Below are 25,665 nucleotides of genomic sequence, written 5' to 3'. Positions count from 1 at the left end.
AGAATCTGAGCGAGACCGGCCGGGTGGTTCAGTTGGACCCGCCCGGCCGGGTGGGTACGAGTGTAACGGAGACGTGCGTGTCGAACGGTTCGAAGCCGCTTCCCGGTGTGCTGCGGTGGACCTTGGGTGACCTGACGGTCACGGTGATGAACGATGGGTACCTTCCGGGTTCCCTCGATCTCGTGGTCGGCATCGAGAAGGACGAGGCCGGCGCGCTTCAAGCCGCCGGCTTTCGCGCGCGCGATCCCCGGATCACCCTGAACGCCTTCCTCGTCACCGGCCCTGGCCGTGAGCCGCTGCTCATCGACACGGGTATGGGCGGGTTCGGCGGGCCGACGCTTGGACGTCTTCCGGCAGCCCTGGCGGCCGCTGGTGTGCGGGCCGAGGAGATCGGAACGGTTCTTCTCACCCATCTTCATCCCGACCATGCCGGCGGCCTCATCACGGCTGACGGGTCCGCTGCGTTTCCGAATGCCGAACTCGTGGTGCATACCGACGAGGCCGCTCACTGGCTCGGCGATGGCGCCCTCTCCCGGGCGCCCGAGGCCGCCAAGCCCTATTTCGAGAATGCCGCCAAGGCCACGGCGCCGTATGCCGACCGGACGCGCATTGTGACGGGTGGCGAGGTCGCGCCGGGCATCACCCAGGTGCCGCTGCCGGGCCATACGCCGGGACATTCAGGCTACCGGATCGTCTCCGGTGACCGTTCTCTCCTGATGTGGGCCGACATCGTCCACCTGCCGGCGATCCAGTTCAAGCGGCCCGAAGCCGGGCTCGTCTTCGATGTCGACGCGGAGGCAGCGCGCCAGGTCCGCCGCCGCATCCTCGACGAGGTCGCGTCGGATCGGACCTTCATCGCTGGTGCCCACCTCGAATTCCCGGCCCTGGGCTACGTCGCCCGGGATGGTGCCGGATACAGCTTCGTCCCCGAACTCTGGGTCGCGGCCGCTTAGACCGTTCGCTCCGACGCGGACGACATCATTCTTGAGGATTCCCGCTGAGGCGCAGCAACGGGGATCCGAGCGTGGACCGCCCCCGTGGGCCGCGCCGATCTTGCGAGAGGTAGCATCGTGGTCATTCAGAAGAACTGGCAAGAGCTCATCAAGCCGAACAAGCTCCAGGTCTCGACCGGTCACGACCCCAAGCGGGTCGCCACCGTCGTTGCCGAGCCCCTGGAGCGCGGCTTCGGCACCACGCTCGGCAACTCGCTCCGCCGCGTGCTGCTCTCCTCGCTTCAGGGTGCGGCCGTGACCTCCGTCCAGATCGACGGCGTGCTGCACGAATTCTCGTCGATCCCGGGCGTGCGCGAGGACGTCACCGACATCGTCCTCAACATCAAGACCATCGCCATCCGGTCGCAGACCGAGGCCCCCAAGCGTCTTACCCTGCGCAAGACCGGCCCGGGCCTCGTCACCGCCGGTGACATCGGCACCGTCGGCGACGTTCAGATCCTCAACCCGGACCTCGTCATCTGCACCCTCGACGACGGCGCCGAGATCCGGATGGAATTCACCGTCGCGACGGGCAAGGGCTACGTTCCGGCCGAGCGCAACCGTCCCGAGGATGCGCCCATCGGCCTGATCCCCGTCGACGCCCTGTTCTCGCCCGTGACCAAGGTCAGCTACCGCATCGAGACCACCCGCGAGGGTCAGGATCTCGACAAGGACAAGCTGACCATGACCATCGAGACCAACGGTGCGGTCACGCCGGAAGATGCGCTGGCCTACGCCGCCCGCATCATCCAGGACCAGCTCCAGGTGTTCGTGAACTTCGAGGAGCCCCGCAAGGAGGAGGCGCAGCCGCTCGCGCCGCAGCTCCCCTTCAACCCGGCCCTGCTCAAGAAGGTCGACGAGCTCGAGCTCTCCGTTCGTTCTGCGAACTGCCTGAAGAACGACAACATCGTCTACATCGGCGACCTCATCCAGAAGTCCGAGGGCGAGATGCTGCGTACCCCGAACTTCGGCCGCAAGTCGCTCAACGAGATCAAGGAAGTGCTCGCCGCCATGGGCCTCCACCTCGGCATGGACATCCCCGGCTGGCCGCCGGAGAACATCGAGGATCTCGCCAAGCGCTTCGAAGAGCACTACTGAGGCGGAGGCGAAGCCGCCTTGGGCTGAACTTGGCGGTGCATCTCGGCGCCGGTTGTTTGGCCGATCCATCGGGAGTCCGTGTGATGCGGGCTCCCAAAAGAATCCCGCCGCGGGGTCATGCGGAATGAACAGCCCCGATGGTGGGGCACTTGGCCGTACCGTGGCACGGCGGCCATCATATAAGGAAAAGCCACCATGCGTCATGGATTTCGCGGTCGTCGGTTCAACCGCACCACCGAGCACCGCAAGGCAATGTTCGCCAACATGTCCGCCGCGCTGATCAAGCACGAGCAGATCATCACCACCCTGCCGAAGGCCAAGGATCTGCGTCCGGTCATCGAGAAGCTCATCACACTCGGCAAGACCGATTCGCTGCATGCGCGCCGCCTCGCCATGTCGCAGATCCGCGACCAGGACATGGTCCGCAAGCTCTTCACCGTCATCGGCCCGCGCTACAACGCCCGTCCTGGTGGCTATTGCCGTATCATGAAGGCCGGCTTCCGCTACGGCGACAACGCCCCGCTGGCCGTCATCGAGTTCGTCGACCGCGACGTCGATGCCCGCGGCAAGGATTCCGGTCCGGCCCAGGTGGACGACGCTGCCTGAGAGCTTTCTAAGCTCGTTCAATTGAAAAAGGCGGCCTTTCGGGCCGCCTTTTTCTTTTCCGGAGCTGGGCCTGCGCTACCATTCCCCTCGCAGACAACGGGTGGAAACTGCTCGACCATGAACAAACTTATGAAGCTCTTCTTATTCGCCTCCGTCCTGGCTTCGAGCCAAGCCGAGGCCGCCAAGTTGACCATGGACGACAAGGTCGCGCGCTGGCCTCGTGCGACGATGGAGGAGAAGATCGATTTCGCCACCCGCATGGGCAAGGCGTTCTCCAGCCTCTCGCCGGGCCTCGATCGCAACTACTTCATCAAGTGCCTGGAAGAGACGGCGAACATCGGCAACCCGCGCGACATCAAGCTCGAGGAGGCGGTGAAGATGTGCGTCGCCGTCAACAAGCCGCCGTCCGAGGCGGAATAGGCGTGCGAGGCCCCGCCAGGGTGGCGGGGCGACGCGATCAGACCATGCGCAGGCGCGGCCCGCGGCGGACGAAGCCGACGATGTCCTTCACGGCATCGAGGGTCGGCGCCGCGATGGCCTCGGCGCGTTCGGCGCCATCGGCCAGGATCGCATCGATCTCGACCGGGTCCGAGACGAGGCGCTTCATCTCGGACCCGAGGGGCGCCAGGGTTTCGACGGCGAGTTCGACCAGGGCGCTCTTGAAGGCCGAGAACTGCGCGCCGCCATAGTCCCGCAGCACTTCGTCCCGCGACACGTCCTTAAGGGCGGCGAAGATGCCCACGAGGTTGTCGGCCTCCGGCCGCCCGGCGAGCCCGGCCACTTCCGAGGGGAGGGCGTCCGGGTCGGTCTTCGCCTTTCGGACCTTGGCCGCGATGGTATCGGCCTCGTCCGTGAGGTTGATGCGGGAATTGTCGGAAGCGTCCGACTTCGACATCTTCTTGGTACCGTCGCGTAGGGACATGACGCGCGCGGCCGGCCCGCCGATGAGCGGCTCGGTGATGGGGAAGAAGCCGGACCCCGCATCGTGTCCGTGCGCCGAGATCGACTCGGAAAAATCGTTGTTGAACTTCTGGGCGATATCGCGGGTCAGTTCGAGGTGCTGCTTCTGGTCCTCGCCCACGGGCACGTGGGTGGCGCGGTAGGCCAGGATGTCGGCGGCCATGAGCACCGGATAGGCGTAGAGCCCGATGCTCGCGTTCTCGCGGTCCTTGCCGGCCTTGTCCTTGAACTGGGTCATGCGGTTGAGCCAGCCGAGACGGGCGACGCAGTTGAAGATCCAGGCGAGTTCGGCGTGCTGCGGCACCTGGGACTGGTTGAAGACGATGCTTCGCTTCGGGTCGATGCCGGCGGCGAGGAACGCGGCCGTGACTTCACGGATCTGACCTTTGAGCGCGGCCGGGTCCTGCCACAGGGTGATCGCGTGCATATCGACGACGCAGTAGAGGCACTGCGCATCCCGCGCCTGCATGTCCACGAAGCGCTTGATGGCGCCGAGATAGTTGCCGAGGTGCAGGTTCCCCGTGGGCTGGACGCCCGAGAACACCAGTTCCTTGAACGCGGTCATCGCGTGTCGTCCTTCGTCGGCCATCGTGTCGAAGCGCTCAACCAGCGTCGCACGGGCCGGGTTCTGGACGGCGCGTCTGAGCCGGTCAAGCGGTCGCGCCCTCTGTCCGACGCGCCTGACCGGTGGGGCAGAGATCGAGGAGGACGCAAGCGCCGCAGGCCGGATTGCGGTGGTGGCAGACGGCCTGCCCGTGCAGCATCAGAATCTCGTGGTTGTCGTAGAGGGCCTGGGCACTCCAATCGGCGGGCAGCTGCGCCCGCAGGATCGGGTGCGACGGCCCGACATCGACCTTCGCGCCGATCAGGCCGGTGCGCTGGGCGACGCGGTGGTGATGGCTGTCCACGGGCAGGGCCGGCATCCGCAGGACGCTGAACGACAGCACGGCGGCGCTGGTCTTCGGCCCAACCCCGGGAATCGCCTCCAGCCAGGCGCGGGCCGAATCGACATCCATCCCGGCCAGGAAATCGAGGGACAGGCTGCCGTGCCGCTCGGCGACGGCCCGCAGGATGGCCTGGATGCGCGGCGCCTTGAGTTCCGGCCAGGTCACCCCGGCGATGGCGGCTTCGATCTCCGGCACGGGGGCCGCCAGCATCGCGGCCCAGTCGGGATAGCGCGCCCGCAGGGCTTTGAACGCCCGGCCCGAGTCCGCGTTGCGTGTCCGGTGCGACAGCAGCGAGGAGACGAGCTCGCTCAACGGGTCGAGGCTGTGAAAATACGGGATCGGACATCCGTAGACGGGGCACAGGCGCCGGTGGATCTCGCGGGCTTTCGCGTCGAGGCCGGGATCTCCCACGGGGATCGCGGAGCGCCTGCGGGCGGGGCGGGGACCGGCGAGATCGTGTCCGGATGCAATGGCCATGGGACGGGAATCGCCGAGGATTCCCACCGGTTCCCGGCCGTGACGAAAGCTCCCCGTTTGTCAGATCGCGGCTTGCCTGGCCCGGCGCGGCATGTAACCTTGCTCTCGTCAGCAATGGCGATACGGGAGAGCCCAGGTCGATTCCTTTTCGATCATGGCGCCGACGGAGCAACCACCCCCGGAAACTCTCAGGCACAATCACCGTATCGTTTCGACAATCTGGAGAGAGGCGTCCGACGACGCCCACCGAAGGAGAAATCCCGCGTCGCATCTTCTGCGCACGGGAGAAGCTCTCAGGTAACCGCGACAGATGGGGGCAACCGGACCACTCGCACGAGGGTCCGGGGCCGTTCTGCCGTGGGATGATCCGATGCCGTTCGACACCCTTCGCACGCCGCTCCACGCCCTGCATTTGCGCCATGGCGCCCGCATGGTGCCGTTCGCCGGCTATGCCATGCCGGTCCAGTATCCTGAAGGCCTCCTGAGGGAGCACCTGCACACGCGCGCCCAGGCCGGGCTGTTCGACGTGTCGCATATGGGTCAGATCCAGCTCATACCCCGCACGGGCAACCTCGTGGACGCGGCCCGCGCCTTGGAGACCCTGCTGCCTATCGATGTGCTCGGGCTCCAACCCGGCCGTCAGCGCTACGGCCTCCTCCTCGACGAGACCGGCGGCATCCGCGACGACCTCATGGTGGCGCATTGCGGCGACACCCTCGTCCTCGTCGTCAACGCCGCCAACAAGCTCGCCGACGAGGCGTATCTACGCGCCCATCTCACTGGGATCTGCGAGATCGCGGTGCTGCCCCGCGCCCTCCTCGCCCTGCAGGGGCCAGGCGCGGAAACGGCTCTCGCCCGCCTTGCCCCGGAGGTCGCGGCCATGCGGTTCATGGACGTGCGCACCATCGAACTCGCCGGGACGTCCGCCCTCGTCACGCGCTCGGGCTACACCGGCGAGGACGGGTTCGAGATCTCGGTGCCCGAGGACCGGGCCGAAGGCCTGGCCGAAGCCCTGCTGGCCGACGTGAGTGTTCGCCTCGTCGGCCTCGGCGCCCGCGATTCCCTGCGCCTCGAAGCCGGCCTGTGCCTGCATGGGGCGGACATCGATGCCGGCACCGATCCCGTCGAGGCCGGCCTCGGCTGGTCGATTCCCGCCGTGCGCCGCCGGGGCGGGGCGCGGGAGGGGGGGTTTCCGGGCGCAGCGGCGATCCTCGCGGCCCTCGCCGCCGGGCCCACCCGCAGGCGCGTCGGCCTGCGCACGGAGGGCGCCGCACCCGTGCGCGCGGGTGCCCTCCTGTTCGCCGAAGAGGCGGCGGGGGACGCCATCGGCCGGATCACCTCGGGCGGATTCGGGCCGAGCCTGCAGGCGCCCGTCGCCATGGGCTATCTGCCCGTGGCGCTGACGGAGCCCGGCACCCGGGTGTTCGCCGAGGTGCGCGGCCGGCGTCTGCCGATGGTGGTGAACGGCCTGCCCTTCGTGCCGGCCGGCTTCAAGCGCGCCTGAACCCGCGCCTTCTCTTTCCAGACCGTCCAAACCTGACTCACAGGAGCGATCCATGCTGCGATTCACCGACGAGCACGAATGGCTGGCCCGCGAGGGCGACGTCGCCACGGTGGGCATCACCACTCACGCGGCTGAGCAACTCGGCGACCTCGTCTTCATCGAGCTGCCGAAGGTCGGCGCCCGCCTCGTGAAGGGCGAGGCGGCGGCCGTGGTGGAATCGGTCAAAGCCGCCTCCGACGTCTACGCGCCGGTCTCGGGCGAGGTCACGGAGGTCAACGACGCGGCGGTCGCCGATCCCTCCAGCGTCGGCAGCGACCCACAGGGCGCCGGCTGGCTCTACCGCATCCGCCTCGACGATCCGTCGGCCCTCGACGACCTCATGGACGAGGCCGCCTACGCGGCCTTCCCGAAATAGCCCCGCCGGAGGACGTCCCATTATGATGACCGACCGCTACGACCCTTATGACTTCGCCAACCGCCGCCACATCGGTCCGACGACGCAGGAGATCGAGGCCATGCTCGCCGTGGTGGGGGCCAAGAGCCTGCACGGCCTCGTGGACGAGACACTACCGGCGAGCATTCGACAGGCCGAGCGCCTCGATTTCGGAGTGTCGATGACGGAGCGCCGGGTGCTGGAGCACATGCGCGGCATCGCCGACAAGAACCGGCTCCTCGTTTCGCTCATCGGCCAGGGCTACCACGGCACCACGATGCCGCCGGTGATCCAGCGCAACATCTTCGAGAACCCGGCCTGGTACACGGCCTACTCGCCCTACCAGCCTGAGATCAGCCAGGGTCGGCTTGAAGCGCTCCTGAACTTCCAGACCCTGGTCTGCGACCTCACCGGCCTCGACATCGCCAACGCCTCGCTCCTCGACGAGGCGACGGCCGCGGCCGAGGCCATGAGCATGGCCGCCCGCATCGCGACGAATGGCAGGGACAGCTTCTTCGTCGACGCCGAGTGCCTGCCCCAGACCATCGCGGTGCTGAAGACCCGCGCCGCGCCGCTGGGCTGGACCATCGTGGTCGGCGATCGGGCGACCGACCTCGATCCGGCGGCGGTGTTCGGGGCGATCTTTCAGTATCCGGGCGTCTGCGGCGCCATCAACGACTTTTCGGACAGCATCGCCCGCCTCCACGCGGCCGGCGCCGTGGCGGTGATGGCGGCCGACCCCCTGGCGCTCACGCTCCTCAAGCCCCCGGGCGAGATGGGGGCCGACATCGCCGTGGGCTCGATGCAGCGCTACGGCGTGCCCATGGGCTATGGCGGCCCGCACGCCGCCTACCTCGCCACCCGCGACGCCCACAAGCGCACACTGCCGGGGCGCCTCGTCGGCGTCTCGGTGGATGCGCGCGGCAACCGCGCCTATCGCCTCGCACTCCAGACCCGCGAGCAGCATATCCGCCGCGAAAAGGCGACTTCGAACATCTGCACCGCCCAGGTGCTGCTCGCGGTCATCGCCGGCATGTACGCGGTGTTCCACGGTCCCCGAGGCCTGAAGGCCATCGCCGCCCGCGTCCACCGCGACGCCGTGCGGGTGGCGCAGGGTCTGGAAAGCCTCGGCTTCGCGGTGGAATCGGCGCATTTCTTCGACACCGTTACCGTCCGGGTCGGGGCGTTCCAGGGCCTGATCCTCCGCAACGCCGTGGCCAACGGCATCAACCTGCGCAAGGTCGGCGACGACCGCATCGGCATCACCGTGGACGAGCGCACACGGCCCGACATCGTCCAGGCCGTTTGGCGCGCCTTCGGCGGCGACCACCTCGCCTACGACGAGGCCTGGCCCGCTCCGCGCCTGCCGGAGGCGTCGGTCCGCACCTCGGAGTACCTCACCCACCCGATCTTCCACATGAACCGGGCCGAGAGCGAGATGACGCGCTACATGCGCCGCCTCGCGGACCGCGATCTGGCCCTGGACCGGGCGATGATCCCGCTCGGCTCCTGCACCATGAAGCTCAACGCCACCGCCGAGATGCTGCCGATCTCCTGGCCGGAATTCTCGGAACTCCACCCGTTCGTGCCGGCGGATCAGGCGGCGGGCTATCACGAGCTCCTGGCGGATTTCTCGAACAAGCTCTGCGCCATCACCGGCTACGACGCGATTTCGATGCAGCCGAATTCCGGGGCACAGGGCGAATATGCCGGGCTCCTCGCCATCCGGGCCTACCACCTGTCCCGGGGGGACGGGCACCGCACCGTCTGCCTCATCCCGTCCTCGGCCCACGGCACCAACCCGGCCTCGGCGCAGATGTGCGGCATGAGCGTCGTGGTGGTGGGGGCCGACGCCAACGGCAACATCGACGTCGAGGACTTCCGCAGGAAGGCGGAGCTGCACTCGGAGAAGCTCGCGGCCTGCATGATCACCTATCCGTCGACCCACGGGGTGTTCGAGGCCAGGGTGCGCGAACTCTGCGCCATCGTGCATTTCCACGGCGGCCAGGTGTACCTCGACGGGGCCAATCTCAACGCCATGGTGGGCCTTGCCCGCCCCGGCGACATCGGCGCCGATGTCAGCCACCTCAACCTGCACAAGACCTTCTGCATTCCCCACGGCGGCGGCGGGCCGGGCATGGGGCCCATCGGCGTGAAGGCGCACCTCATCCCGTTCCTGCCGGGGCACCCCGAGACCGGCGGGGAGGGCGCGGTGTCGGCCGCGCCCTACGGCTCGGCCTCGATCCTGCCGATCTCGTGGAGCTACTGCCTGCTCATGGGCGGGCGCGGCCTGACGCAGGCGACCCGCATCGCCATCCTCAACGCGAACTACATCGCCGCCCGGCTCAAAGATGCCTATCCGGTGCTCTATTCCGGCGCGCACGGCCGGGTGGCCCACGAATGCATCATCGACCTGCGCCCGTTCCAGAAGAGCGCCGGGGTCACCGTCGAGGACGTCTCCAAGCGCCTCATCGATTGCGGCTTCCACCCGCCGACCATGAGCTGGCCCGTGGCCGGAACTTTGATGATCGAGCCGACCGAATCCGAGACCAAAGGCGAGATCGACCGGTTCTGCGACGCGATGCTGACGATCCGCGAGGAGATCCGCGCCATCGAGGAGGGCCGGATGGACCGGGCCGACAATCCCCTGAAGCACGCCCCCCACACGGTTCGCGACCTCATCGGCCCGTGGGAGCGGCCCTATTCCCGCGACGCCGCCTGCTTCCCGGCCGGCAGCCTCGGGATGGACAAGTACTGGCCGCCCATCAACCGGGTCGACAACGCCTACGGCGACCGCAACCTCGTGTGCTCGTGCCCGCCCCTCGATGCCTACAACGAGGCGGCGGAATAGGGACGACAACGCGACCGCCCCCTCTCGTCCGGGGCGGGAGCCGAGGCATCTCGAACGGACGCCCCTGGCCCCCGCCGCGTTGCGCCGTTTTCGGTTCATCGCAGCCCGGCGGCGGCGGCGGCGGCGGCCAATCGGCCGGTGCGCCTGGTCAGGCGTACCTTTTGTCGGACGACCGCCCGAACTCCGAGCGGATTTCATCGAGCAGCATGGGCTTTGAAAAGTAATACCCCTGCGCACAGCGGATCTGGGTTGCCCCGAGCAGGTAGGCCACCTCCTCGAAGGTTTCGACGCCTTCGGCAACGATCGACATGTCGAGGGCCAGGCCGAGGGACTCGATGGCCTTCAGGACGATCTGGCTGCGCGGCCGTTTGTGGATGTCCGTGACGAAGGACCGGTCGATCTTCAGTTCGTCGGCGGTGATCTCCGCCAAGGCGGCCAGCGACGAATAGCCGACCCCGAAATCGTCGATGGAGACCTTCGCTCCAACGTCCCGGATGAGGGGCAAGACCTCCCGCTGAAAACTGCCTTTCGTGAAGAACGCCTCCTCGGTGAGCTCGAGGACGAAGCGTTTCGCGATACCGGTCTCCCCGAGCGCCTTACAGAACGCCGTCATGAACGGGACATCGCACGCCTGCTTGGCGGCGATATTGACGCTCACGCTGATATCGGACCCGAAGGCCTCGTCGAGATCGGGGATGGCCTGAATCGTATCGAGCAAGACCTGCATCGCGATGTCGTTGATGAGACCAAGCTCGATGGCGAGCTCGATGAAGCCGCCCGGAGCATGAATGATCCCGAGTTCATCCCGCCACCGCAGCAGAACCTCCACCCCCAGGACGGCCTGGGTGCGCATGTCGACCTTCGGCTGGAAGGCGCAGCAGAAGCAGCGGTCGCGGATGGCGAGGCGCAGACGTTGCTCCACCGCCATGCGGTCCGTGGCCGCCCGGCTCATCGTCTCCTCGAAGACGCTGACCCCGCCTTTGACGCTCCCCTTGACGCGGTACATCGCGCTGTCGGCCTGACGGCGCATGAGCTCGTAGGTGGTTCCGTGATCCGGGTAGAGACTCAGGCCGATCGAGGCCGAGGCGAAGATCTCGTACCCATCGATGAAGTAGGGCCGCTTCAGGCGCTCCGAGATGTCGTAGACTGCAGCCAATGTGCTGTCCCGGTCCGGGATCGGGTTCAGGAGGAGGACGAATTCATCGCCACCGAGGCGTGCCAGCATGTCGCTCGGCCGCAATGTGTTGCGAATCCGATCGGCGACTTTCTGCAGCAACGCGTCCCCTGCCGCATGACTGTAATAGTCATTGATATGCTTGAAGTTGTCCAAATCGATGAACGCCAGAGCGAAGCGATCGTCGGCCCGCGCATTGGCGATCAGATCCTCGATGCTCTGCTCGAACATCGTTCGGTTGGGAAGGTCCGTGAGGGGATCGATGAACGCTTGGGCGATGAGCTGGCGTTGAACGGCGTGATGACGGGTCACGTCGGCGATGCTCGTCAGCGTGTAGCTCTCGCGTTCCGTGGTCACCGTGCGGGCTTGGACTTCGAGGGTCCGTCCCTCGAGGTCCCCCGTGATGACGGTGTCCGGACGATCGACGGCGGCGGCCGCGAGGTCATGAATGGACTCCGACCCAAGAGCGCGCGCGGCCGCATTCGCAAGGATGCAATATCCCTGATCGTCGTGGACCAGGATCCCGACCGGAAGCGTCTGGATCGTCGCCTCGAGGAGGACTTGCCGCTGGCTGATGAGATCGGGTCCGCTCATACTCAACCCTGCTGCCACAGGGGCTTTGCAGGTCGAAGGCCGGTATCGGCCGGCGAATCGCCGGCCTCCAAGGGACGCCGGAGCAGTCGACGGTGCACCTGATCGAGGGCCGAGTCGTTGCCCCCCTCCGGAGCGGGATCACGGGCCTGACGGGCCAGTCCGGCCCCCTCTTGCACCAGTCCGGCGGATTTGTTCATGGTCGCGCCGCGCCAGCGTTCGACCACGGCGCCCACGAAGGCGGCCCCTGCCACCGCTTCGGCGGCATCGGGAGCACGTCCGCTCATATCGTTGCGCGGCTGCCGATCAGGAGGAAGTGGAAGAAATTTCATGCGCACCGGCATCGGCACACCTTCGCCGAACGCAATCACCTCGCCCGTTCCGAGCGACGGGACGAAGGTGAGGAGGTTGAAGGCGTCCGAGACCGCTGCCGCGAGGAACTCCTGATCGCGCTCGTTGGTCATGCGCATCGCGAACAGCGTGCTGCACTGCGAGATGATCGTCGGATCGAGTTCGGCCGGGCGTTGGGTGACCAAGCCGAGATAGACCCCGTGCTTGCGTCCTTCGCGCGCGATGCGCGACAGGGCGCGGCGTGTCGGCGTGAACCCGACGGACCGATCCGCTGAAGCGTAACGATGGGCTTCCTCGCACACGAACAGGAGGCGGATCGCGCCTTCGCTCCAGATCCCGAACTCGAACGCCAGCCGACTGAGGACGCATACCACGGCGTCGACCACCTCCATCGGCAAACCAGCCAATTGCATGATGGTGATGGGCTGGCCGTCCGGATTGAGGCGGAACAGATAGGCGAGGATTTCGCCCATCACGTCGCCGCCGACATTGGCATTCTCGAACATGAACCCGTAACGCGGATCGCTGCGCACCGCTTCGATCCGGGCGATCAGACGGTGATAGTGCATCCGCGCGACCCGATTCTCCAAGCGTCCCATCCGCTCGTCGATCAGCGCCACGAGGTCCTGGAGCAGGTATGGCACCGGAGTATCGACCGTGAACCCGGTGCTCTTTCCGCTCGTCCGTCGGGCGACCTGCCTGTCGTTCGCCTCCCTGTACTGAACATACTTGCTCTTCGCGAGCGGGATGACCTCGTTGAGGATCTCGATCTCCTCATCGACCGGCGGACGACCGCCATAGATGACGTCCGAGATCTCCTCGAGATTGAACAGCCAGAACGGAAGCTTAAGATTGCGCGGGTGGATGACGTTCGCGCGTTCGCCGAAGCAGGATGCGTACTCGTTGTGGACGTCGAGGAGGAAGACCCGCAGGGTAGGCTGGACGCGCAGGACCTGATCGACGATCACGGCGACGCCACTGGACTTGCCGACGCCCGTCGTCCCGAGAACCGCGAAGTGCTTGGTCAACAGGTCGTCGACCTTGATGCAGGCCGGCGTATCAGGCTCCTGGTACAGATTGCCCACGGCGGCCGTGTTCGAGGCGGACACCTGATAGACGATGCGCAAATCGGCCGCCGACAGCAGGCGAACCGCATCGCCGATGGCGGGATAAGAGGCGACGCCGCGGCGGAACAGCGGCGTCTCATCCTCCACCAGGATCTCGCCGAGAAGATCCAGATTGGCATGCGCGCCGGGCTCACGGGTACGACCGCCATCGGATGCGAGGGTGGTGATGATCCCGATCAGGACGGCACTTCCAGCCTGGATCCGAACGAAATTTCCGACCGTGACGCGGACATCCGGGCGTCCGTCGTGGCACAGGAGCTCGAGTCTGACCTTCGACCCCTCGATCGAGGTGACGGATCCGATCTGACCCGTCGCGTCAAAATCGTTCCCGCGTCCCTCCGCATCGATCATGACAGCACTCCCCCGCGACATCGACACAACCATTGATTTCATAGGTTTATGAGGGAGAGGTACTTAAAAAATGGCTTCGTCGATGTTCCCGCGAGGTCGAAAAATGGCGATGACCGGTCTTTACTCTTAACGAAATCGATCTATTCCGCACCCATCCTCTCGGGTACCCCTTCGCCTGATCGCACCGAGAGCCTGGAACCTCGAAAAGATACGGCCACTCTACGTCGCACGACGGCATGACTTGATCTGGGGCAGTCGACGTAGTCCGTTCAAAAGCGCTCACTCCCGCACGGTGACGCGTCGAACAAGCTGACGCAGTCCTGAATCTTCCCGGGCTCGTCGGGGGCCACTGTTCCATGGCCGTCCCGAAGCGATCCCGCGATAAAGGTATCGATCGGCGGTTCTCAACCATGCGGAGCGGCCATGCGCGAAACCCGTTACACGGTCCAGGCGAGTCCCATCGGACCCCTCGTCCTCGCAGGGGCGGGGGAGCGATTGGCCTGCATCGGCTTACCCGCCGGCAAGGGCGCCGTGACGCCGAAGCCGGATTGGCTTCGGGATGATGCGGCCTTCGTCGACGCAAGGGCGCAGCTCGGGGCCTATTTCGACGGCCGCCTCACCCGGTTCGACCTCGATCTCGATCCGCGCGGCACGCCGTTCCAGCACATGGTCTGGGCGGAACTCATTCGAATTCCGCCAGGCCGGACCATCTCCTACGGCGAACTCGCTCGCCGCATCGGTCGCCCAGGCGCCAGCCGCGCCGTGGGGGCGGCCAATGGCGACAACCCGCTTCCCATCGTCGTGCCCTGCCACCGGGTGATCGGGGCCAGCGGCGCCCTCACGGGTTTTGCCGGCGGCGTCGAGACCAAACGTTTCCTGCTGGCGCTGGAGCGGGGGCTGGACGCCGCTTCGCAGGCGCAGCTCGCCCTCCTGTGACGCGCGCCTACTTCGGCAGGGCGTAGATGTTCACGTCGAGCTTCTCGTCGGCCCTGTCGTTGAGGTCGGTGACGTATTCCTCGATGAACCGGTCCTGCACCACCACGTCCTTGGCGTCGAGGTAGGCGGTCAGCGTCTCGTAGGTGCCGTCGATCTCGTCGTAGGAGCCCCGGTGCGGGAAGCGCAGGGCCTTGCCGCTCGGCGTGGTGCCGAAGCGCAGTCCGTCGGTTTCGGCGGGCTTGGGGTCCGGCATCGCCGCGATAGGAATCATCGCGTCGTACTGGAAGCCGTCGTCGTCGGTCTTAGCGAAAACCGCGAGGGGCCGGCCGGTCGGCATGATCCCGGCCTTGGCCAGGTCCGCCTCGATGCGCTGGAACGCGGCCTTCAGACTCGGCACGGCGTCCTCCCACTTCGCCCGTCCGGCGAGGATCGCGGCGGGTTTGGCCGGCAGGGACACGGCGTCGACGTCGTTGGCGTCGCCCGGTGTCTCCACCAGGGTCTTTCGCGCAGAAGCCGCGGGCGTCGGGGACGGCGCAGCGCCCGCCTGGGCCGGCACCGGAACGGAGGGCGGCCCCGCATCGGCCGGCCCCGGCGTCGTGGTGGTGGGAAGGGGATTGGCCACCGCCGGCGGCACCGGCTCCTGCGCACGGGCGAGGGGAGCCAGGGCGAAGGAGATGAAGCATCCGGCGAGCAGCGGCAGGCGAAAGCGGGTCACGACGGCGCTCCGGAGGATCGCGGCCCCTTCAGGAGGCCGGGGCATGGGACGTCAACGTAGTGACGAAGGCGGCGGCCTGCGAGGCGGATCGCGTGCCGGGACGCACGAACGTGACCGGGCGCGGCGCTTCTGCAACGCAGCCCCCCGGCACGCCCGCGTGCGCGGGCAGGGACTTTGACTTATATGCGGGCCCCAAGACCTTTCCGCCGGAACAGCCGCCACGAGAGACATGAGCGCACTCGCCCACCGACGCTTCCTGAAGATGCACGGCGCCGGCAACGCCATCGTGGTGCTGGACCTGCGCGGCACCGACATCCGGGTCGCGGCCGCGGAAGCCCGGGCCATCGCGCGGCATCCGGCTTCCGCCTTCGATCAGCTCATGGTGATCCACGACGCAAGCACGCCCGACACGGACGCCGCCTTGCGCATCTACAACACCGATGGCTCGGAGGCCGGGGCCTGCGGCAACGGTACGCGCTGTGTCGCCTACGCCATGCTCGACGATCCCGCCATGGCGCGCCCCGCCGAGAGCGGCCGCCTCACCCTCGAGACGCGGGGCGGCCTCGTGAGCGTCAAGCGCCTGGCCGAGCGCGCCTTCACCGTCGACATGGGCCGGCCCCGGCTCGCCTGGGACGAGATCCCCCTGGCCGAGCCGGTCCAGGACACGCGGCGCATCGAACTCCAGATCGGCCCCATCGACGCGCCGATCCTGCATTCGCCCGCCGTGGTGAACATGGGCAACCCGCACGCGATCTTCTTCGTGGACCGCGACCCCGACACCTACGACCTCGCCCGTATCGGCCCGATGCTGGAGCACCACCCCGTCTTTCCCGACCGGGCCAACATCTCGCTGGCCCGGGTGACCGGCCCCGACAGGATCACCCTGCGGGTGTGGGAGCGGGGCGCGGGCCTGACCCTGGCCTGCGGCACCGCCGCCTGCGCCACCGTGGTGGCGGCCTCGCGCCGGCGCCTGATCGGCCGGGGGGCCACCGTGAGCCTGCCGGGCGGCGATCTCGTCATCGAGTGGCGCGCCGACGACCACGTCCTCATGACCGGCCCCGTGGCGCTGGAATGGGACGGGACCTTCGCGCCCGCCCTCTTCGACGAGACCGCCTGATGGCGGTGGAGACGCTCACCTTCGGCTGCCGCCTCAACACCGTGGAGGCGGAGGTGATGCGCGGCCATGCCGAGCCCCATGCCCAGGACGACCTCGTCATCGTCAACACCTGCGCGGTGACGCAGGAGGCCGGGCGCCAGGCTCGCAAGGCGATCCGCAGGCTCGCCCGCGAGCGCCCGGCGGCGCGCATCGTCGTCACCGGCTGCGGTGCGCAGGTCGAGACCGATCTCTACGCCGCCATGCCGGAGGTCGCCCGTCTCGTCGGCAACGACGCCAAAACGCGGGCCGACACCTGGGAGCCCGCTCCCGTCGCCCCCGAGCGCGTGGCGGTGGACGACATCATGGCCGTGCGCACGGCCGCCCCCGGACGGATCACCGCCCTGGCGGGGCACACCCGCGCCTTCGTGCCCGTGCAGAACGGCTGCGACCACCGCTGCACCTTCTGCGTCATCCCGTTCGGGCGCGGCAATTCGCGCTCGGTGACGCAGGCGGAGGTGCTCGATCAGGTCCGGCGGATCGTCGACCATGGGGGGCGCGAGGTGGTCCTCACCGGGGTCGACCTCACGGCCTACGGCCGCGATTTTTCGGATTCGCCGTCGAGCCTCGGGCAGCTGGTGCAGGCGATCCTCACCCATGTCCCAGATCTCGCCCGCCTACGCCTGTCGTCGATCGACTCCATCGAGGTCGACGACGCCCTGATGGAGGCGATTGCCGGCGCGGCGCGGCTGATGCCGCATCTCCACCTCTCCCTCCAGGCCGGCGACGACCTCGTCCTCAAGCGGATGAAGCGCCGCCACGGGCGCGCCGACGCGATCCGGTTCTGCGCCGCGGTGCGCCGCCTGCGGCCGGAGGTGGTGTTCGGCGCCGATCTCATCGCCGGATTTCCGACGGAGACCGAGGCGCAGTTCGCCCGCTCCCTCGACCTCGTGGCCGAATGCGGCCTCACCCATCTCCACGTGTTTCCGTACTCACCCCGCCCCGGCACGCCGGCCGCGCGGATGCCGCCGGTGCCGGGCGACGTGGTGCGGGCGCGGGCCGCGCGGTTGCGCGAAGCGGGCGCAGCGGCGCTCGCGGCACATCTCGCAGCGCAAGTCGGGCGTCGTCACCGGGTGCTGACCGAGCGCGGCGGGATCGGGCGCACGGAGGGGTTCACCCCGGTGCGGCTCGCCGGAGATGTTCCAGCCGGGGAATTTCGGGACGTGACCATCACCGGCCACGACGGAACGGCCCTGATCGCCGCCTGAAAATCGGGTCCGAAGGGATCATCCCTTCGCGGGTCCAGGGCAGAGCCCTGGGGCCTTCTATCCGGCGGCCTCATATCCGCATCCCAGAAGACCCGCCCGCATATGCTCCGGCGCCGGGGCCTCGACGACGATGGGCGGCTTCTTCGGGTAGAGCGGCAGGCTGAGCGCGCGGGCGTGGAGTTGCAGGCTCGGGGTCGCGCCGCGCTGGCCCGAACCGTAGATCGGGTCGCCCAGGATCGGAAAGCCCGAGGCGGCGCAATGGACGCGCAGCTGGTGCGTGCGCCCGGTGACCGGGGTGAGCGCCAGCCAGGTGAGGCCGCCGCCGCGCCCGAGGACCCGCCAATGGGTGAGGGACGGGTCGCCCGAGGGGTCCGCCTTCATCCACCACGAGCGGGGATCGTCCGAACGGCGGGCCAGCGGCAGATCGATGCTGCCAGCGTCGGCCTCGGGGCCGCCCTCGACCAGGGCCCAATAGGTCTTGCCGACGCTGCCGCTCGCGGCGAACAGCTTGTTCAACCGGGCGAGCGCCTTGGCGTGGCGCCCCAGGGCGAGGCAGCCCGAGGTGTCGCGGTCGAGGCGATGGGCCGCCTCCGGGCGGCGGGGCAGGCCGAACCGTAAGGCGTCGAGATGGTCGGTGAGGGTCTCGCCGCCCTTCGGGCCGGGATGGACGGCCAAGCCCGCCGGCTTGTCGATGACGAGAACGAGGGCATCGCGGTAGAGGAGGCGCGTGCCTATGTCTGTGGCGGGGGCATCGTTCGGGACCATGGCCCTGGGCTAACGCATGACGCGGGAAAGTGGAAACCGGTTCGGCCAGGACAGGGGCGGCGAGGCGGCTGCGGACGGCGCAATGCCTTGATGTGTCGGGCGTTCTCGACGCAAAACCGGTGACCGCCTCGGCGCAACCTGCTTTAGGGTGTCCGACACGGATCGAACCATGGCCCCGAGGCCGAGGAAGCGAGCGGGAATGAGCGAAGACAAGAGGCCGGGCTGGTTGCTGCGGCGGATGTTCGGCAAGAAGGAAGAGGCCTGGCCGCCGGAGCCGGTCCCCGTCCAGGCGCCCGATCCGAAGCCCGCGCCGCCCCCGGCGCCCGAACCGGTCCTCCGACCGGATCTCGAGCCCGTCGCGTCCCCGGCATCGCCCTCGGAAGGCCAGCCTGATTTCGCGACGGCGGCCGACGACGTCTCGCACATTCCCCTGCCGGCCAGCGAACCCGCCGAAGACGGTTCGAACAAGAACACGGTCCCCGACGAGATCGAGGGCGCCGACTTGCAGCCCATCGCGGGTGCCGAGGAACGTCCGCCGGCCGGGACGGCGGGCGACGCCCCCGACCGCGGCGCGGAACCGGCCGACACGACGACACAGGCCTTCGCGCCCCAAGAGGCTCCTAGAGAGGCACCCGACGCGGCGCCCGAGCCGGAACCGGAACTGGCTTCGGAGCCGGCCCAGATCTTCATGCCGGAGCCGGAGGCCGAATCCGAGGGTGAGAAGCGCGGCTGGTGGAGCCGCCTCACGGGGGGGATGAAACGCACTTCCTCGGCGCTGACCGAGCGGGTCACGGGCCTGTTCACCAAGCGCAAGCTCGACGCCGACACCCTGGAGGAGCTGGAAGACGCCCTGATCCAGGCCGATTTCGGCGTCGAAACCGCCACGCGCATCTCGGAGGCCGTGGGCAAGGGCCGCTACGAGAAGGGCATCTCCCCCGATGCCGTGCGGGAGATCCTGGCGACGGAAGTCGAGCGGGCGCTGGCGCCGGTGGCCGTTCCCTTCGTCATCGACACCGCGAAGAAGCCGTTCGTCATCCTGATGATCGGCGTCAACGGCGCGGGAAAGACCACCACCATCGGCAAGCTCGCCATGAAGCTGAAGGCGGACGGGCATTCCCTGATGCTGGCGGCGGGCGACACCTTCCGGGCAGCGGCCATCGAGCAGCTCAAGGTCTGGGGACAGCGCACGGGCACGCCCGTCATCGCCCGCGCCCAGGGCGCCGACGCAGCGGGCCTCGCCTTCGACGCCTACGAGGCGGCCCGGAACGCCGGCACCGACGTGCTGCTCATCGACACGGCCGGGCGCCTCCAGAACAAGGCCGGGCTCATGGCCGAGCTGGAGAAGATCCTGCGGGTGATCCGCAAGATCGACGCAGAGGCCCCCCACGCCGTCCTCCTCGTCCTCGACGCCACCGTCGGCCAGAATGCCCTTAGCCAAGTCGAGCTGTTCTCGAAGGCCGCCCAGGTCACCGGCCTCGTGATGACAAAGCTCGACGGTACGGCCCGCGGCGGAATCCTGGTGGCGCTCGCGGCCCGGTTCGGCCTGCCGGTGCATTTCATCGGCGTGGGCGAGGGCGTCGAGGATCTGGAGCCGTTCGAGGCCCGCGACTTCGCCCGCGCCATCGCGGGGTTGGACAAGGGATAAGCGCGCATGCGTCGGAAAGGACCGCTCCCTCGAAAGCCGCGACACGCCACGCGCGGCCCATTATGACGGACCCCATGCAGATCGAAGCCGTTCCCCCGCGCCGCCACCTCCCGCCCCCGCTCAAGCTCGTCCTCGAACTCGGGCCGCTGGTGATCTTCTTCCTCGGCAATGCCTATGCCGAGCGCTTCGGAGTGTCGGCCGATCAGAAGTTGTTCGTCGCCACCGGCGTGTTCATCGCCGCCACGGTGGTGGCGCTGGCCATCCATTTCGCTCTGGTGCGACGCCTGCCCATCATGCCCCTGGTGTCGGGCGTGGTGGTGGTGGTGTTCGGCGGCCTGACTCTGGCCCTGCAGGACAAGACGTTCATCATGATGAAGCCCACCATCGTGAACACCCTGTTCGGCCTCGTGCTGCTGGGCGGCCTCGCCTTCGGCAAGTCCCTGCTCTCGGTGGTGCTCGACAGTATGTTCGCCCTCACGGACGAGGGGTGGCGCAAGCTGACCTTCCGCTGGGGCCTCTTCTTCCTCGTCCTGGCGGCGATCAACGAGGTGGTGTGGCGCACACAGACGGAGGATTTTTGGGTGAGCTTCAAGGTGTTCGGCATCATGCCGCTCACGATCCTGTTCGCCCTGGCGCAGACGCCGCTCCTCCTGCGCCATGAGCGCAAGGATCCGGGCGCCGCGTGAGCGCGTCCGATCAGGCGAGTACGCGCGTGTACTCGTCTTCCGGCACGCCGTAGGCGTCCCCCGCGATGGCGAGCATCCGCGACCGGTCACGGATGCCGATGCCACCGCGCCGGCTCTTGACCGCCCCGGAATCGTTGAGCATGCGCAGGGCCGTGGTGATCCCGGCCCGGCGCACGCCGAGCATCGTCGACAGGAGCTCGTGCGTCAGCGGCAGATCCTCGCGATCCGTCCGATCGTGGCACATGAGCAACCAGCGAGCGAGGCGCTGCTCGATGGTGAAGCGGGCATTGCAGAGGCTGCCCTGCGCCAGCTGGACCGAGAAGACCTGGGCGTAGCGCAGCAGGCGCTCGTGCAGGGGTCTGCATTCGGCGAGCACCGCCCGGAACGCCGTCGCCTCGATACACAGGGCGCGACAGGGAATCTGGACGATGGTGGCGTGCGGCCAGCTGTCGAGGCCATGCAGCAAGGGAAGGCCGGTCATGCCCTCGGGCCCGATGATGCCCACCTCGGCCTGCACCCCGACGGGCGTGCGGGCCATGACCGAGATCATCCCCGGTTCGGGGAAGCAGACTTTCGTGATCGCCGTGCCCGGCATTTCCAGAACGAGGCCCTGCTCGAACGAGCAGCGTTCCATTTCTGGTTGAAGACGTGCAAACTCATCGGGTGGTAGCATCCCCAAGAGTCGGTTGCGAACTTCATGTTGAACGATGGACGACGTCACAGCTCTGTCAACTTACAGGCATGATCAACTGACACTCGATACCTGAAGCCGATTGTCATCAGTAGGCGGTCAAGTACCTATACCACCGGAAAACATGAATGTTAATATAATATCTTTGTACCTATAAGTACGTTATCGTACATTAAAGTATTTTCATTCGAACCCAAAGGAAAACGATCCGCAGATGAGATTTCATCGCTAAGATATACCCAATAACAACACATCGACATCAGGTAGCGCCTGCGGGCAGACGTATGTGGCGGATCGATCGCAGGCCGAGACATTTCCACTGGGCCAATGCGGATCCCCGTCCAGCATCCCTTCGGACCCAGCGCTGCTCCCGGGGGGCTGCGGCATACCAGTTGCGGGCCGCGATCGAGATCGGCCGGTGTCGCGGGAACGTCGCGGTTTCGCATGGCCATCGAAGTTCGGTAACCGAACGGACGCGCCCCAAGCCGCTCCCTACGGCGCGGCGCTGGCCACGGTGCCGGCAGCGCGGATCTTGTCGAGCACGCCCTGATAATTCTCCGGGGTGACGATGCCGACGAGCTTGTCGCGGATCACGCCGTCGGGCCCGACGATGAAACTCTCGGGCACGCCGTAGACCCCGAAATCGATGGCGGTGCGGCCGGTGGAATCCATGCCCAACGCCCGGAACGGCACGCCGTTGCGGGCGAGGAAACGCCGGGCATTCTCGGGTGCGTCCTTGTAGGCGATGCCCACGACGGTCACGCCGGGCTCACGGGTGAGCCGCATGAGCTGGGGATGCTCGATCTGGCACGGCGCGCACCACGAGGCCCAGAAGTTGACGAGGGTGACCCGGCCCTTGAGGTCGGCACTGGAGAGGCCGGGCAAGGGGAGGGCGTCGCCTGTCGTAAGGCCGGGCAGGGCCGCGAGGGAGAAGGCCGGGACCGGTCGCCCGATCATCACGGAGGGGACGGCGGAAGGATCGGCCCCCGAACGCAGGCGCACGAAGAACAGGCCGGCCAGGGCCACGAAGGCGACGAGGGGGACGACGAGGAGGAGCGAACGCCGGGCCGGCTCGGACGAGGAGCTCACGCGCCGGCTCCCGCCGGAGACCGTGCCGGGGCCGGGCGCGAGCCCGGCGGGGCCACGGACGGTGCCGTCTCCTGCAACGCGGCGAGGGCGCGTGTCTGCTCCCGCCGGTCGCGCACGGCCTGCCAGATCAGGCCGGCGATGACGAGGGCCGTGAAGGCGTAGGCACCGAGGATGAAGCCCGCATGCGGTCCGGTCATGATCGTCACAGGCCCTGGACCGCCCCGAGGGAAGCACCGGTATCGAGGCGTTCGGCCTCGCGGATCGTCAGCGTCCGTACCCGGCGACGCAGGATCTCCGTCCGCATGGCGTTGAGATGCAGGGTGACCCCGAGCAGGGTGAAGGCGAGGATCATCTCGAGGAGCGGATAGAGCATGGACGGGTCGATGGACGACCCACCCATGCGCATGATCGAGGCCGGCTGGTGCAGGGTCGACCACCAGTTCACCGAGAACTTGATGATCGGCAGGTTCACGGCTCCCACGAGGGTCAGGATCGCGATGGCGCGCGCGGCCCGGTTCGGGTCCTCGATGGTGCGCCACAGGGCGATGATGCCGCAATAGATGAGGAACAGCACGAGCATGGAGGTCAGGCGCGCGTCCCACACCCAGTAGGTGCCCCACATCGGCTTGCCCCAGAGGGAGCCGGTGACGAGGCAGATGAGGGTGAAGGCCGCACCGATGGGGGCGGCGGCCCGTTGAGCGACATCCGCCAGGGGATGGCGCCAGACCAGGGTGCCGATGGCCGAGACCGCCATGGCGCCGTAGAAGAACACCCCGAGCCAGGCCGCCGGCACGTGGATGTACATGATCCGGACGGTCTCGCCCTGCTGATAATCGGGCGGCACCGTGAACCAGGTGAGATAGAGCCCCAGCGCCAGGAGCAGTCCCGAAAGCCCGGCGAGCCAGGGCATCAGGGGACCGGTCCACCGCATGAAATGGCCGGGATGGGCGAAGCGTGTCCACATGGGCCGAGATTTAACCCAGGGTGCGGTGCGGCGGCAATGCGGGCGTTGCGCGCAAGCGCTTCCCTTATACGCTCCCGGTTCCGAAGCCCGACAGGGGAGCGACGAGACGGCAGACGAGGCCGGTGGGCTCGAAATCGAGGCTGACGACGCCGCCGACGGCCCCCACGAGGCCGCGCTCGATCAGACGCGAACCGAATCCCCTTCGCGCGGGCGGCACGACCCGCGGGCCTCCCGCCTCGGACCAGGTCAGGCGCACGGTGGGCTCGCCCGCCTCGGGGACGACGTCCCATGCCACGGTGACGTGGCCGGTCGGCACCGACAGAGCACCGTACTTGACCGCGTTGGTCGCCAGTTCGTGCAGCATCAGGGCGAGCGACAGGGCCGCCTTGGCACCGAGTTCGATGGGCGGCCCGGAGATGCGGAAGCGATCGGGCTGGCGATCGTCGTGGATGGCGAGGGCGCTGGCGAGCACCGCCTCGAAATCCGCGCCCTCGCTCTCGCCGGAGAGCAGGATGTCGTGGGCCTTACCGAGGGCGATGAGGCGAGCGGCGAGGGCCTCCTTGGCGGCCTCGATGTCGGTGACGTTGCGCAGGGTCTGCGAGGCGATGGCCTGAACCACCGCGAGGGTGTTCTTGAGCCGGTGACTCAGTTCGCGGTTGAGGATGCGTTGCTGCTCGCTGGCCTCGATCCGGACGAGCCCGCCCCAGGCACGCGCGGCGACCTCGCGGGCGAAGGCAATCTCCTCCGGCGTCCAGTCGTGGGGGGTCGCATTGAGGACGTACAGGATGCCGACGAGGCGCCCGCGCTGGAGGATCGGCACCTTGACCACGGAGCGCATGCCGATCCGGGCATAGCCGGCCGCGTCGTCGACGCGCTCGGGCGTCGCGGCGATGTCGGCCACCGCCAGGGTCTCGCCCCGCCGCAGGCGGGCGACGCTCGCCGCGATGGTGGCCAGGGTCCGCGTCACGGCGAGCGAGGCGGAACCGGAGCCGGCGTCGGTCCAGTCCGGCGCGACGGCCGAGAGGCCGCCGGTGGGATCGACGAGGGCGTAGCCGGCGCGGGACACCCCGAGGGTGCGCCCGAGGCTCTCAGCCGCCGCCGCCGCCACGGCAGCGGTGGTGTCGAGATCGCGCAGGCGATCGCTCAGGGCGATCAGGGCGTCGCGCCGGGCATCGGCGAGCTTCTCGTTGGTGATGTCCTCGATCATCGCGGTGGCGTGGACGCTGTCGCCCAGGGCCTGCGACACGAGGTTGACCCGAGCCCAGATGATGCGGCCGTCGAGGCGACGGTAGCGCTTCTCCAGGCGCACCTGCATGGGCTCGCCCTCGGCGAGGCGCCGATGCAGATCCGCGCGCTCGGCGTCGTCCTCGGGGGGCGTCCACCGGGCCAGGGAATGGGCGAGGATCTCGGATTCCGGCGCGCCCCAGATCTCGCACAGCTTGGCATTGACCGCGAGGGGCCGGACCAGACGCGGATCGAACTGGACGATGCCGACATTGGCCCCCTGGAACACCGCGCGGAATTGGGCGGAGGCACGGTTGCGCGCGGTGACGTCGAGCATGGCGCCGATCATCCGCAGGGGGGCGCCAGCGGCGTCGCGGACCATGTAGCCGCGATCGAGCACCTCGGCGTAGGTGCCGTCGGCGCGCCGAAAGCGGTATTCGTGAACCCAGTCGTCGGCTTCGCCCGCGATCACCGCGTGGATGTCGGCCTCGACGCCCGCCCGGTCGCCCGGATGGATGCGCTCGACCCACCACGCTCCGTTCGGCACGACGCGGTCCGGCGTCCAGCCGTAGGCGGTGGCCAGCGCCTCGTTCCACAGGACGGTGTCGGTGGTGAGGTCCCAGTCCCAGATGGCGTCGTTGGTCGCCCGGGCGACGAGGCGGTAGCGCTCCTGCGTGGCCTGCAGGGCGATCTCGGCCTGCTTGGCCTGCGTCACGTCGCGGACGGTGCCGGCCAGCCGGCACGCCCCGTCCTCTCCGACGAGGAGCCGGCCCCGCGACGCGAGCCAGCGCACGGGGCCTCCGCCGGCCGGGACGACGCGGTACTCGCAGTCGAACACGCCGGCCCCGGCCGGGTCCAGGGCCGCGTGCAGGAGGGCGTCGACCCGTTCGCGATCCTCGGGATGAAGCGCGTACAGAAAGGTGTCCGCGTAGGTGATCGCCGCGTCGGGCGCCACGCCGAAGAGGGCACGGGTGCGGGCGTCCCAGCGCAGCTTCGCGGTGGCGGAGTCGTAATCGAAGATGCCGATGCCCGTGGCCTCGACGGCCAGGCGCAGCAGCACGGCGCTGTCCGCGACGTCGGGAAGCCTCCCGTCGCTTGCAGGCATGGCGGCCGTCATGGCTGAATCC

At 68.1% G+C, this 25,665-nt stretch carries 23 protein-coding genes and 2 riboswitches; of the genes, 12 read left to right on the top strand and 11 right to left on the bottom strand.

Features of this window, described 5'->3' with window-relative positions:
* The first annotated feature begins 77 nt into the window (after positions 1 to 77).
* From MFF01_RS14740 to MFF01_RS14725, 4 genes are all read left to right on the top strand, one after another.
* On the top strand, positions 78 to 953 hold the full coding sequence (locus MFF01_RS14740) for an MBL fold metallo-hydrolase (protein ID WP_238226606.1): 876 nt from the start codon (positions 78 to 80) through the stop codon (positions 951 to 953).
* Positions 954 to 1,070: 117 nt separating this feature from the next.
* Positions 1,071 to 2,090, top strand: coding sequence for a DNA-directed RNA polymerase subunit alpha (locus MFF01_RS14735; RefSeq protein WP_056171359.1), 1,020 nt, complete (start codon positions 1,071 to 1,073; stop codon positions 2,088 to 2,090).
* A 195-nt stretch (positions 2,091 to 2,285) separates the two neighbouring features.
* On the top strand, positions 2,286 to 2,696 hold the full coding sequence (gene rplQ / locus MFF01_RS14730; protein WP_238226603.1) for a 50S ribosomal protein L17: 411 nt from the start codon (positions 2,286 to 2,288) through the stop codon (positions 2,694 to 2,696).
* Between the two features lie 129 nt (positions 2,697 to 2,825).
* Positions 2,826 to 3,116 carry a hypothetical protein gene (locus MFF01_RS14725; RefSeq protein ID WP_238226601.1) on the top strand — a complete coding sequence of 97 codons (291 nt, stop codon included), beginning with the start codon at positions 2,826 to 2,828 and terminating at the stop codon, positions 3,114 to 3,116.
* Between the two features lie 37 nt (positions 3,117 to 3,153).
* Here MFF01_RS14725 and trpS read toward each other — a convergent pair whose 3' ends face one another.
* Both trpS and MFF01_RS14715 read right to left on the bottom strand, forming a co-directional pair.
* Positions 3,154 to 4,221: a tryptophan--tRNA ligase gene (gene trpS, locus MFF01_RS14720; protein ID WP_238226599.1), complete on the bottom strand. Its 1,068-nt coding sequence runs from the start codon at positions 4,219 to 4,221 to the stop codon at positions 3,154 to 3,156.
* An 85-nt stretch (positions 4,222 to 4,306) separates the two neighbouring features.
* The gene (locus tag MFF01_RS14715) at positions 4,307 to 5,080 is read right to left on the bottom strand and encodes an endonuclease III domain-containing protein (protein ID WP_238226598.1); all 774 of its coding nucleotides are present in this window, start codon (positions 5,078 to 5,080) and stop codon (positions 4,307 to 4,309) included.
* Positions 5,081 to 5,193: 113 nt separating this feature from the next.
* A riboswitch (glycine riboswitch) is annotated at positions 5,194 to 5,294 on the top strand.
* Between the two features lies 1 nt (position 5,295).
* Positions 5,296 to 5,394, top strand: a riboswitch (glycine riboswitch).
* 56 nt (positions 5,395 to 5,450) lie between these two features.
* On the opposite strand from MFF01_RS14715, the gene gcvT reads away from it, so the two are divergent.
* The 3 genes from gcvT to gcvP are packed head-to-tail and all read left to right on the top strand — an operon-like array spanning position 5,451 to position 9,868.
* On the top strand, positions 5,451 to 6,584 hold the full coding sequence (gene gcvT, locus MFF01_RS14710; RefSeq protein ID WP_238226596.1) for a glycine cleavage system aminomethyltransferase GcvT: 1,134 nt from the start codon (positions 5,451 to 5,453) through the stop codon (positions 6,582 to 6,584).
* Between the two features lie 52 nt (positions 6,585 to 6,636).
* Positions 6,637 to 6,999: a glycine cleavage system protein GcvH gene (gene gcvH, locus MFF01_RS14705; protein WP_238226594.1), complete on the top strand. Its 363-nt coding sequence runs from the start codon at positions 6,637 to 6,639 to the stop codon at positions 6,997 to 6,999.
* Positions 7,000 to 7,021: 22 nt separating this feature from the next.
* A complete protein-coding gene (gcvP, locus tag MFF01_RS14700; protein WP_238226592.1) occupies positions 7,022 to 9,868 on the top strand; it encodes an aminomethyl-transferring glycine dehydrogenase in 2,847 nt (948 codons plus the stop codon).
* Between the two features lie 148 nt (positions 9,869 to 10,016).
* Here the strand turns inward: gcvP and MFF01_RS14695 are convergent, their stop codons facing one another.
* Positions 10,017 to 11,636, bottom strand: a complete 1,620-nt coding sequence (locus MFF01_RS14695; RefSeq protein ID WP_238226590.1) for a putative bifunctional diguanylate cyclase/phosphodiesterase — start codon at positions 11,634 to 11,636, stop codon at positions 10,017 to 10,019.
* Between the two features lie 2 nt (positions 11,637 to 11,638).
* On the bottom strand, positions 11,639 to 13,462 hold the full coding sequence (locus MFF01_RS14690; protein WP_238226587.1) for an ATP-binding protein: 1,824 nt from the start codon (positions 13,460 to 13,462) through the stop codon (positions 11,639 to 11,641).
* 423 nt (positions 13,463 to 13,885) lie between these two features.
* On the opposite strand from MFF01_RS14690, the gene MFF01_RS14685 reads away from it, so the two are divergent.
* On the top strand, positions 13,886 to 14,398 hold the full coding sequence (locus MFF01_RS14685; RefSeq protein WP_238226586.1) for a methylated-DNA--[protein]-cysteine S-methyltransferase: 513 nt from the start codon (positions 13,886 to 13,888) through the stop codon (positions 14,396 to 14,398).
* 7 nt (positions 14,399 to 14,405) lie between these two features.
* Here the strand turns inward: MFF01_RS14685 and MFF01_RS14680 are convergent, their stop codons facing one another.
* Positions 14,406 to 15,113, bottom strand: coding sequence for a GyrI-like domain-containing protein (locus tag MFF01_RS14680; protein WP_238226585.1), 708 nt, complete (start codon positions 15,111 to 15,113; stop codon positions 14,406 to 14,408).
* Between the two features lie 229 nt (positions 15,114 to 15,342).
* On the opposite strand from MFF01_RS14680, the gene dapF reads away from it, so the two are divergent.
* Positions 15,343 to 16,230, top strand: coding sequence for a diaminopimelate epimerase (gene dapF, locus MFF01_RS14675; protein WP_238226583.1), 888 nt, complete (start codon positions 15,343 to 15,345; stop codon positions 16,228 to 16,230).
* Positions 16,230 to 17,474: a tRNA (N(6)-L-threonylcarbamoyladenosine(37)-C(2))-methylthiotransferase MtaB gene (gene mtaB, locus MFF01_RS14670; RefSeq protein WP_238226581.1), complete on the top strand. Its 1,245-nt coding sequence runs from the start codon at positions 16,230 to 16,232 to the stop codon at positions 17,472 to 17,474. Before dapF ends, mtaB begins: the two co-directional genes overlap by 1 nt.
* A gap of 57 nt (positions 17,475 to 17,531) precedes the next feature.
* On the opposite strand, the gene MFF01_RS14665 is transcribed toward mtaB, so the two are convergent.
* The gene (locus MFF01_RS14665) at positions 17,532 to 18,239 is read right to left on the bottom strand and encodes an RluA family pseudouridine synthase (protein WP_238226579.1); all 708 of its coding nucleotides are present in this window, start codon (positions 18,237 to 18,239) and stop codon (positions 17,532 to 17,534) included.
* A 199-nt stretch (positions 18,240 to 18,438) separates the two neighbouring features.
* On the opposite strand from MFF01_RS14665, the gene ftsY reads away from it, so the two are divergent.
* On the top strand, positions 18,439 to 19,884 hold the full coding sequence (gene ftsY, locus MFF01_RS14660) for a signal recognition particle-docking protein FtsY (RefSeq protein WP_238226577.1): 1,446 nt from the start codon (positions 18,439 to 18,441) through the stop codon (positions 19,882 to 19,884).
* A gap of 74 nt (positions 19,885 to 19,958) precedes the next feature.
* Positions 19,959 to 20,570: a septation protein A gene (locus MFF01_RS14655; RefSeq protein ID WP_238226575.1), complete on the top strand. Its 612-nt coding sequence runs from the start codon at positions 19,959 to 19,961 to the stop codon at positions 20,568 to 20,570.
* Between the two features lie 10 nt (positions 20,571 to 20,580).
* On the opposite strand, the gene MFF01_RS14650 is transcribed toward MFF01_RS14655, so the two are convergent.
* From MFF01_RS14650 to MFF01_RS14630, 5 genes are all read right to left on the bottom strand, one after another.
* Positions 20,581 to 21,204, bottom strand: a complete 624-nt coding sequence (locus MFF01_RS14650) for a Crp/Fnr family transcriptional regulator (RefSeq protein ID WP_238226573.1) — start codon at positions 21,202 to 21,204, stop codon at positions 20,581 to 20,583.
* A gap of 549 nt (positions 21,205 to 21,753) precedes the next feature.
* A complete protein-coding gene (locus MFF01_RS14645) occupies positions 21,754 to 22,350 on the bottom strand; it encodes a DsbE family thiol:disulfide interchange protein (RefSeq protein WP_238226571.1) in 597 nt (198 codons plus the stop codon).
* Entirely contained in the window at positions 22,347 to 22,547 is a 201-nt protein-coding gene (ccmD, locus tag MFF01_RS14640; RefSeq protein ID WP_238226569.1) for a heme exporter protein CcmD, read from the bottom strand. Before ccmD ends, MFF01_RS14645 begins: the two co-directional genes overlap by 4 nt.
* 5 nt (positions 22,548 to 22,552) lie before the next feature.
* The gene (locus MFF01_RS14635; protein ID WP_238226566.1) at positions 22,553 to 23,314 is read right to left on the bottom strand and encodes a heme ABC transporter permease; all 762 of its coding nucleotides are present in this window, start codon (positions 23,312 to 23,314) and stop codon (positions 22,553 to 22,555) included.
* A 64-nt stretch (positions 23,315 to 23,378) separates the two neighbouring features.
* Positions 23,379 to 25,655, bottom strand: a complete 2,277-nt coding sequence (locus MFF01_RS14630; protein WP_238226564.1) for a PAS domain-containing sensor histidine kinase — start codon at positions 25,653 to 25,655, stop codon at positions 23,379 to 23,381.
* Positions 25,656 to 25,665 lie beyond the last annotated feature (10 nt).

This window comes from Methylobacterium adhaesivum (assembly GCF_022179065.1).
In the GTDB taxonomy this organism is placed as follows: domain Bacteria; phylum Pseudomonadota; class Alphaproteobacteria; order Rhizobiales; family Beijerinckiaceae; genus Methylobacterium; species Methylobacterium adhaesivum.
Note: the sequence above shows the minus strand (reverse complement) of the source record. Positions and strands in the feature narration are given on the sequence as shown.

Excerpts from the sequence above, each read along its gene's own strand:
- rplQ (WP_238226603.1), top strand. The coding sequence starts at position 2,286 with ATGCGTCATGGATTTCGCGGTCGTCGGTTCAACCGCACCACCGAGCAC.
- MFF01_RS14725 (WP_238226601.1), top strand. The coding sequence starts at position 2,826 with ATGAAGCTCTTCTTATTCGCCTCCGTCCTGGCTTCGAGCCAAGCCGAG.
- trpS (WP_238226599.1), bottom strand. The coding sequence starts at position 4,221 with ATGACCGCGTTCAAGGAACTGGTGTTCTCGGGCGTCCAGCCCACGGGG.
- MFF01_RS14715 (WP_238226598.1), bottom strand. The coding sequence starts at position 5,080 with ATGGCCATTGCATCCGGACACGATCTCGCCGGTCCCCGCCCCGCCCGC.
- gcvT (WP_238226596.1), top strand. The coding sequence starts at position 5,451 with ATGCCGTTCGACACCCTTCGCACGCCGCTCCACGCCCTGCATTTGCGC.
- gcvH (WP_238226594.1), top strand. The coding sequence starts at position 6,637 with ATGCTGCGATTCACCGACGAGCACGAATGGCTGGCCCGCGAGGGCGAC.
- gcvP (WP_238226592.1), top strand. The coding sequence starts at position 7,022 with ATGATGACCGACCGCTACGACCCTTATGACTTCGCCAACCGCCGCCAC.
- MFF01_RS14695 (WP_238226590.1), bottom strand. The coding sequence starts at position 11,636 with ATGAGCGGACCCGATCTCATCAGCCAGCGGCAAGTCCTCCTCGAGGCG.
- MFF01_RS14690 (WP_238226587.1), bottom strand. The coding sequence starts at position 13,462 with ATGATCGATGCGGAGGGACGCGGGAACGATTTTGACGCGACGGGTCAG.
- MFF01_RS14685 (WP_238226586.1), top strand. The coding sequence starts at position 13,886 with ATGCGCGAAACCCGTTACACGGTCCAGGCGAGTCCCATCGGACCCCTC.
- dapF (WP_238226583.1), top strand. The coding sequence starts at position 15,343 with ATGAGCGCACTCGCCCACCGACGCTTCCTGAAGATGCACGGCGCCGGC.
- mtaB (WP_238226581.1), top strand. The coding sequence starts at position 16,230 with ATGGCGGTGGAGACGCTCACCTTCGGCTGCCGCCTCAACACCGTGGAG.
- MFF01_RS14665 (WP_238226579.1), bottom strand. The coding sequence starts at position 18,239 with ATGGTCCCGAACGATGCCCCCGCCACAGACATAGGCACGCGCCTCCTC.
- ftsY (WP_238226577.1), top strand. The coding sequence starts at position 18,439 with ATGAGCGAAGACAAGAGGCCGGGCTGGTTGCTGCGGCGGATGTTCGGC.
- MFF01_RS14655 (WP_238226575.1), top strand. The coding sequence starts at position 19,959 with ATGCAGATCGAAGCCGTTCCCCCGCGCCGCCACCTCCCGCCCCCGCTC.
- MFF01_RS14650 (WP_238226573.1), bottom strand. The coding sequence starts at position 21,204 with ATGGAACGCTGCTCGTTCGAGCAGGGCCTCGTTCTGGAAATGCCGGGC.
- ccmD (WP_238226569.1), bottom strand. The coding sequence starts at position 22,547 with ATGACCGGACCGCATGCGGGCTTCATCCTCGGTGCCTACGCCTTCACG.
- MFF01_RS14635 (WP_238226566.1), bottom strand. The coding sequence starts at position 23,314 with ATGTGGACACGCTTCGCCCATCCCGGCCATTTCATGCGGTGGACCGGT.
- MFF01_RS14630 (WP_238226564.1), bottom strand. The coding sequence starts at position 25,655 with ATGACGGCCGCCATGCCTGCAAGCGACGGGAGGCTTCCCGACGTCGCG.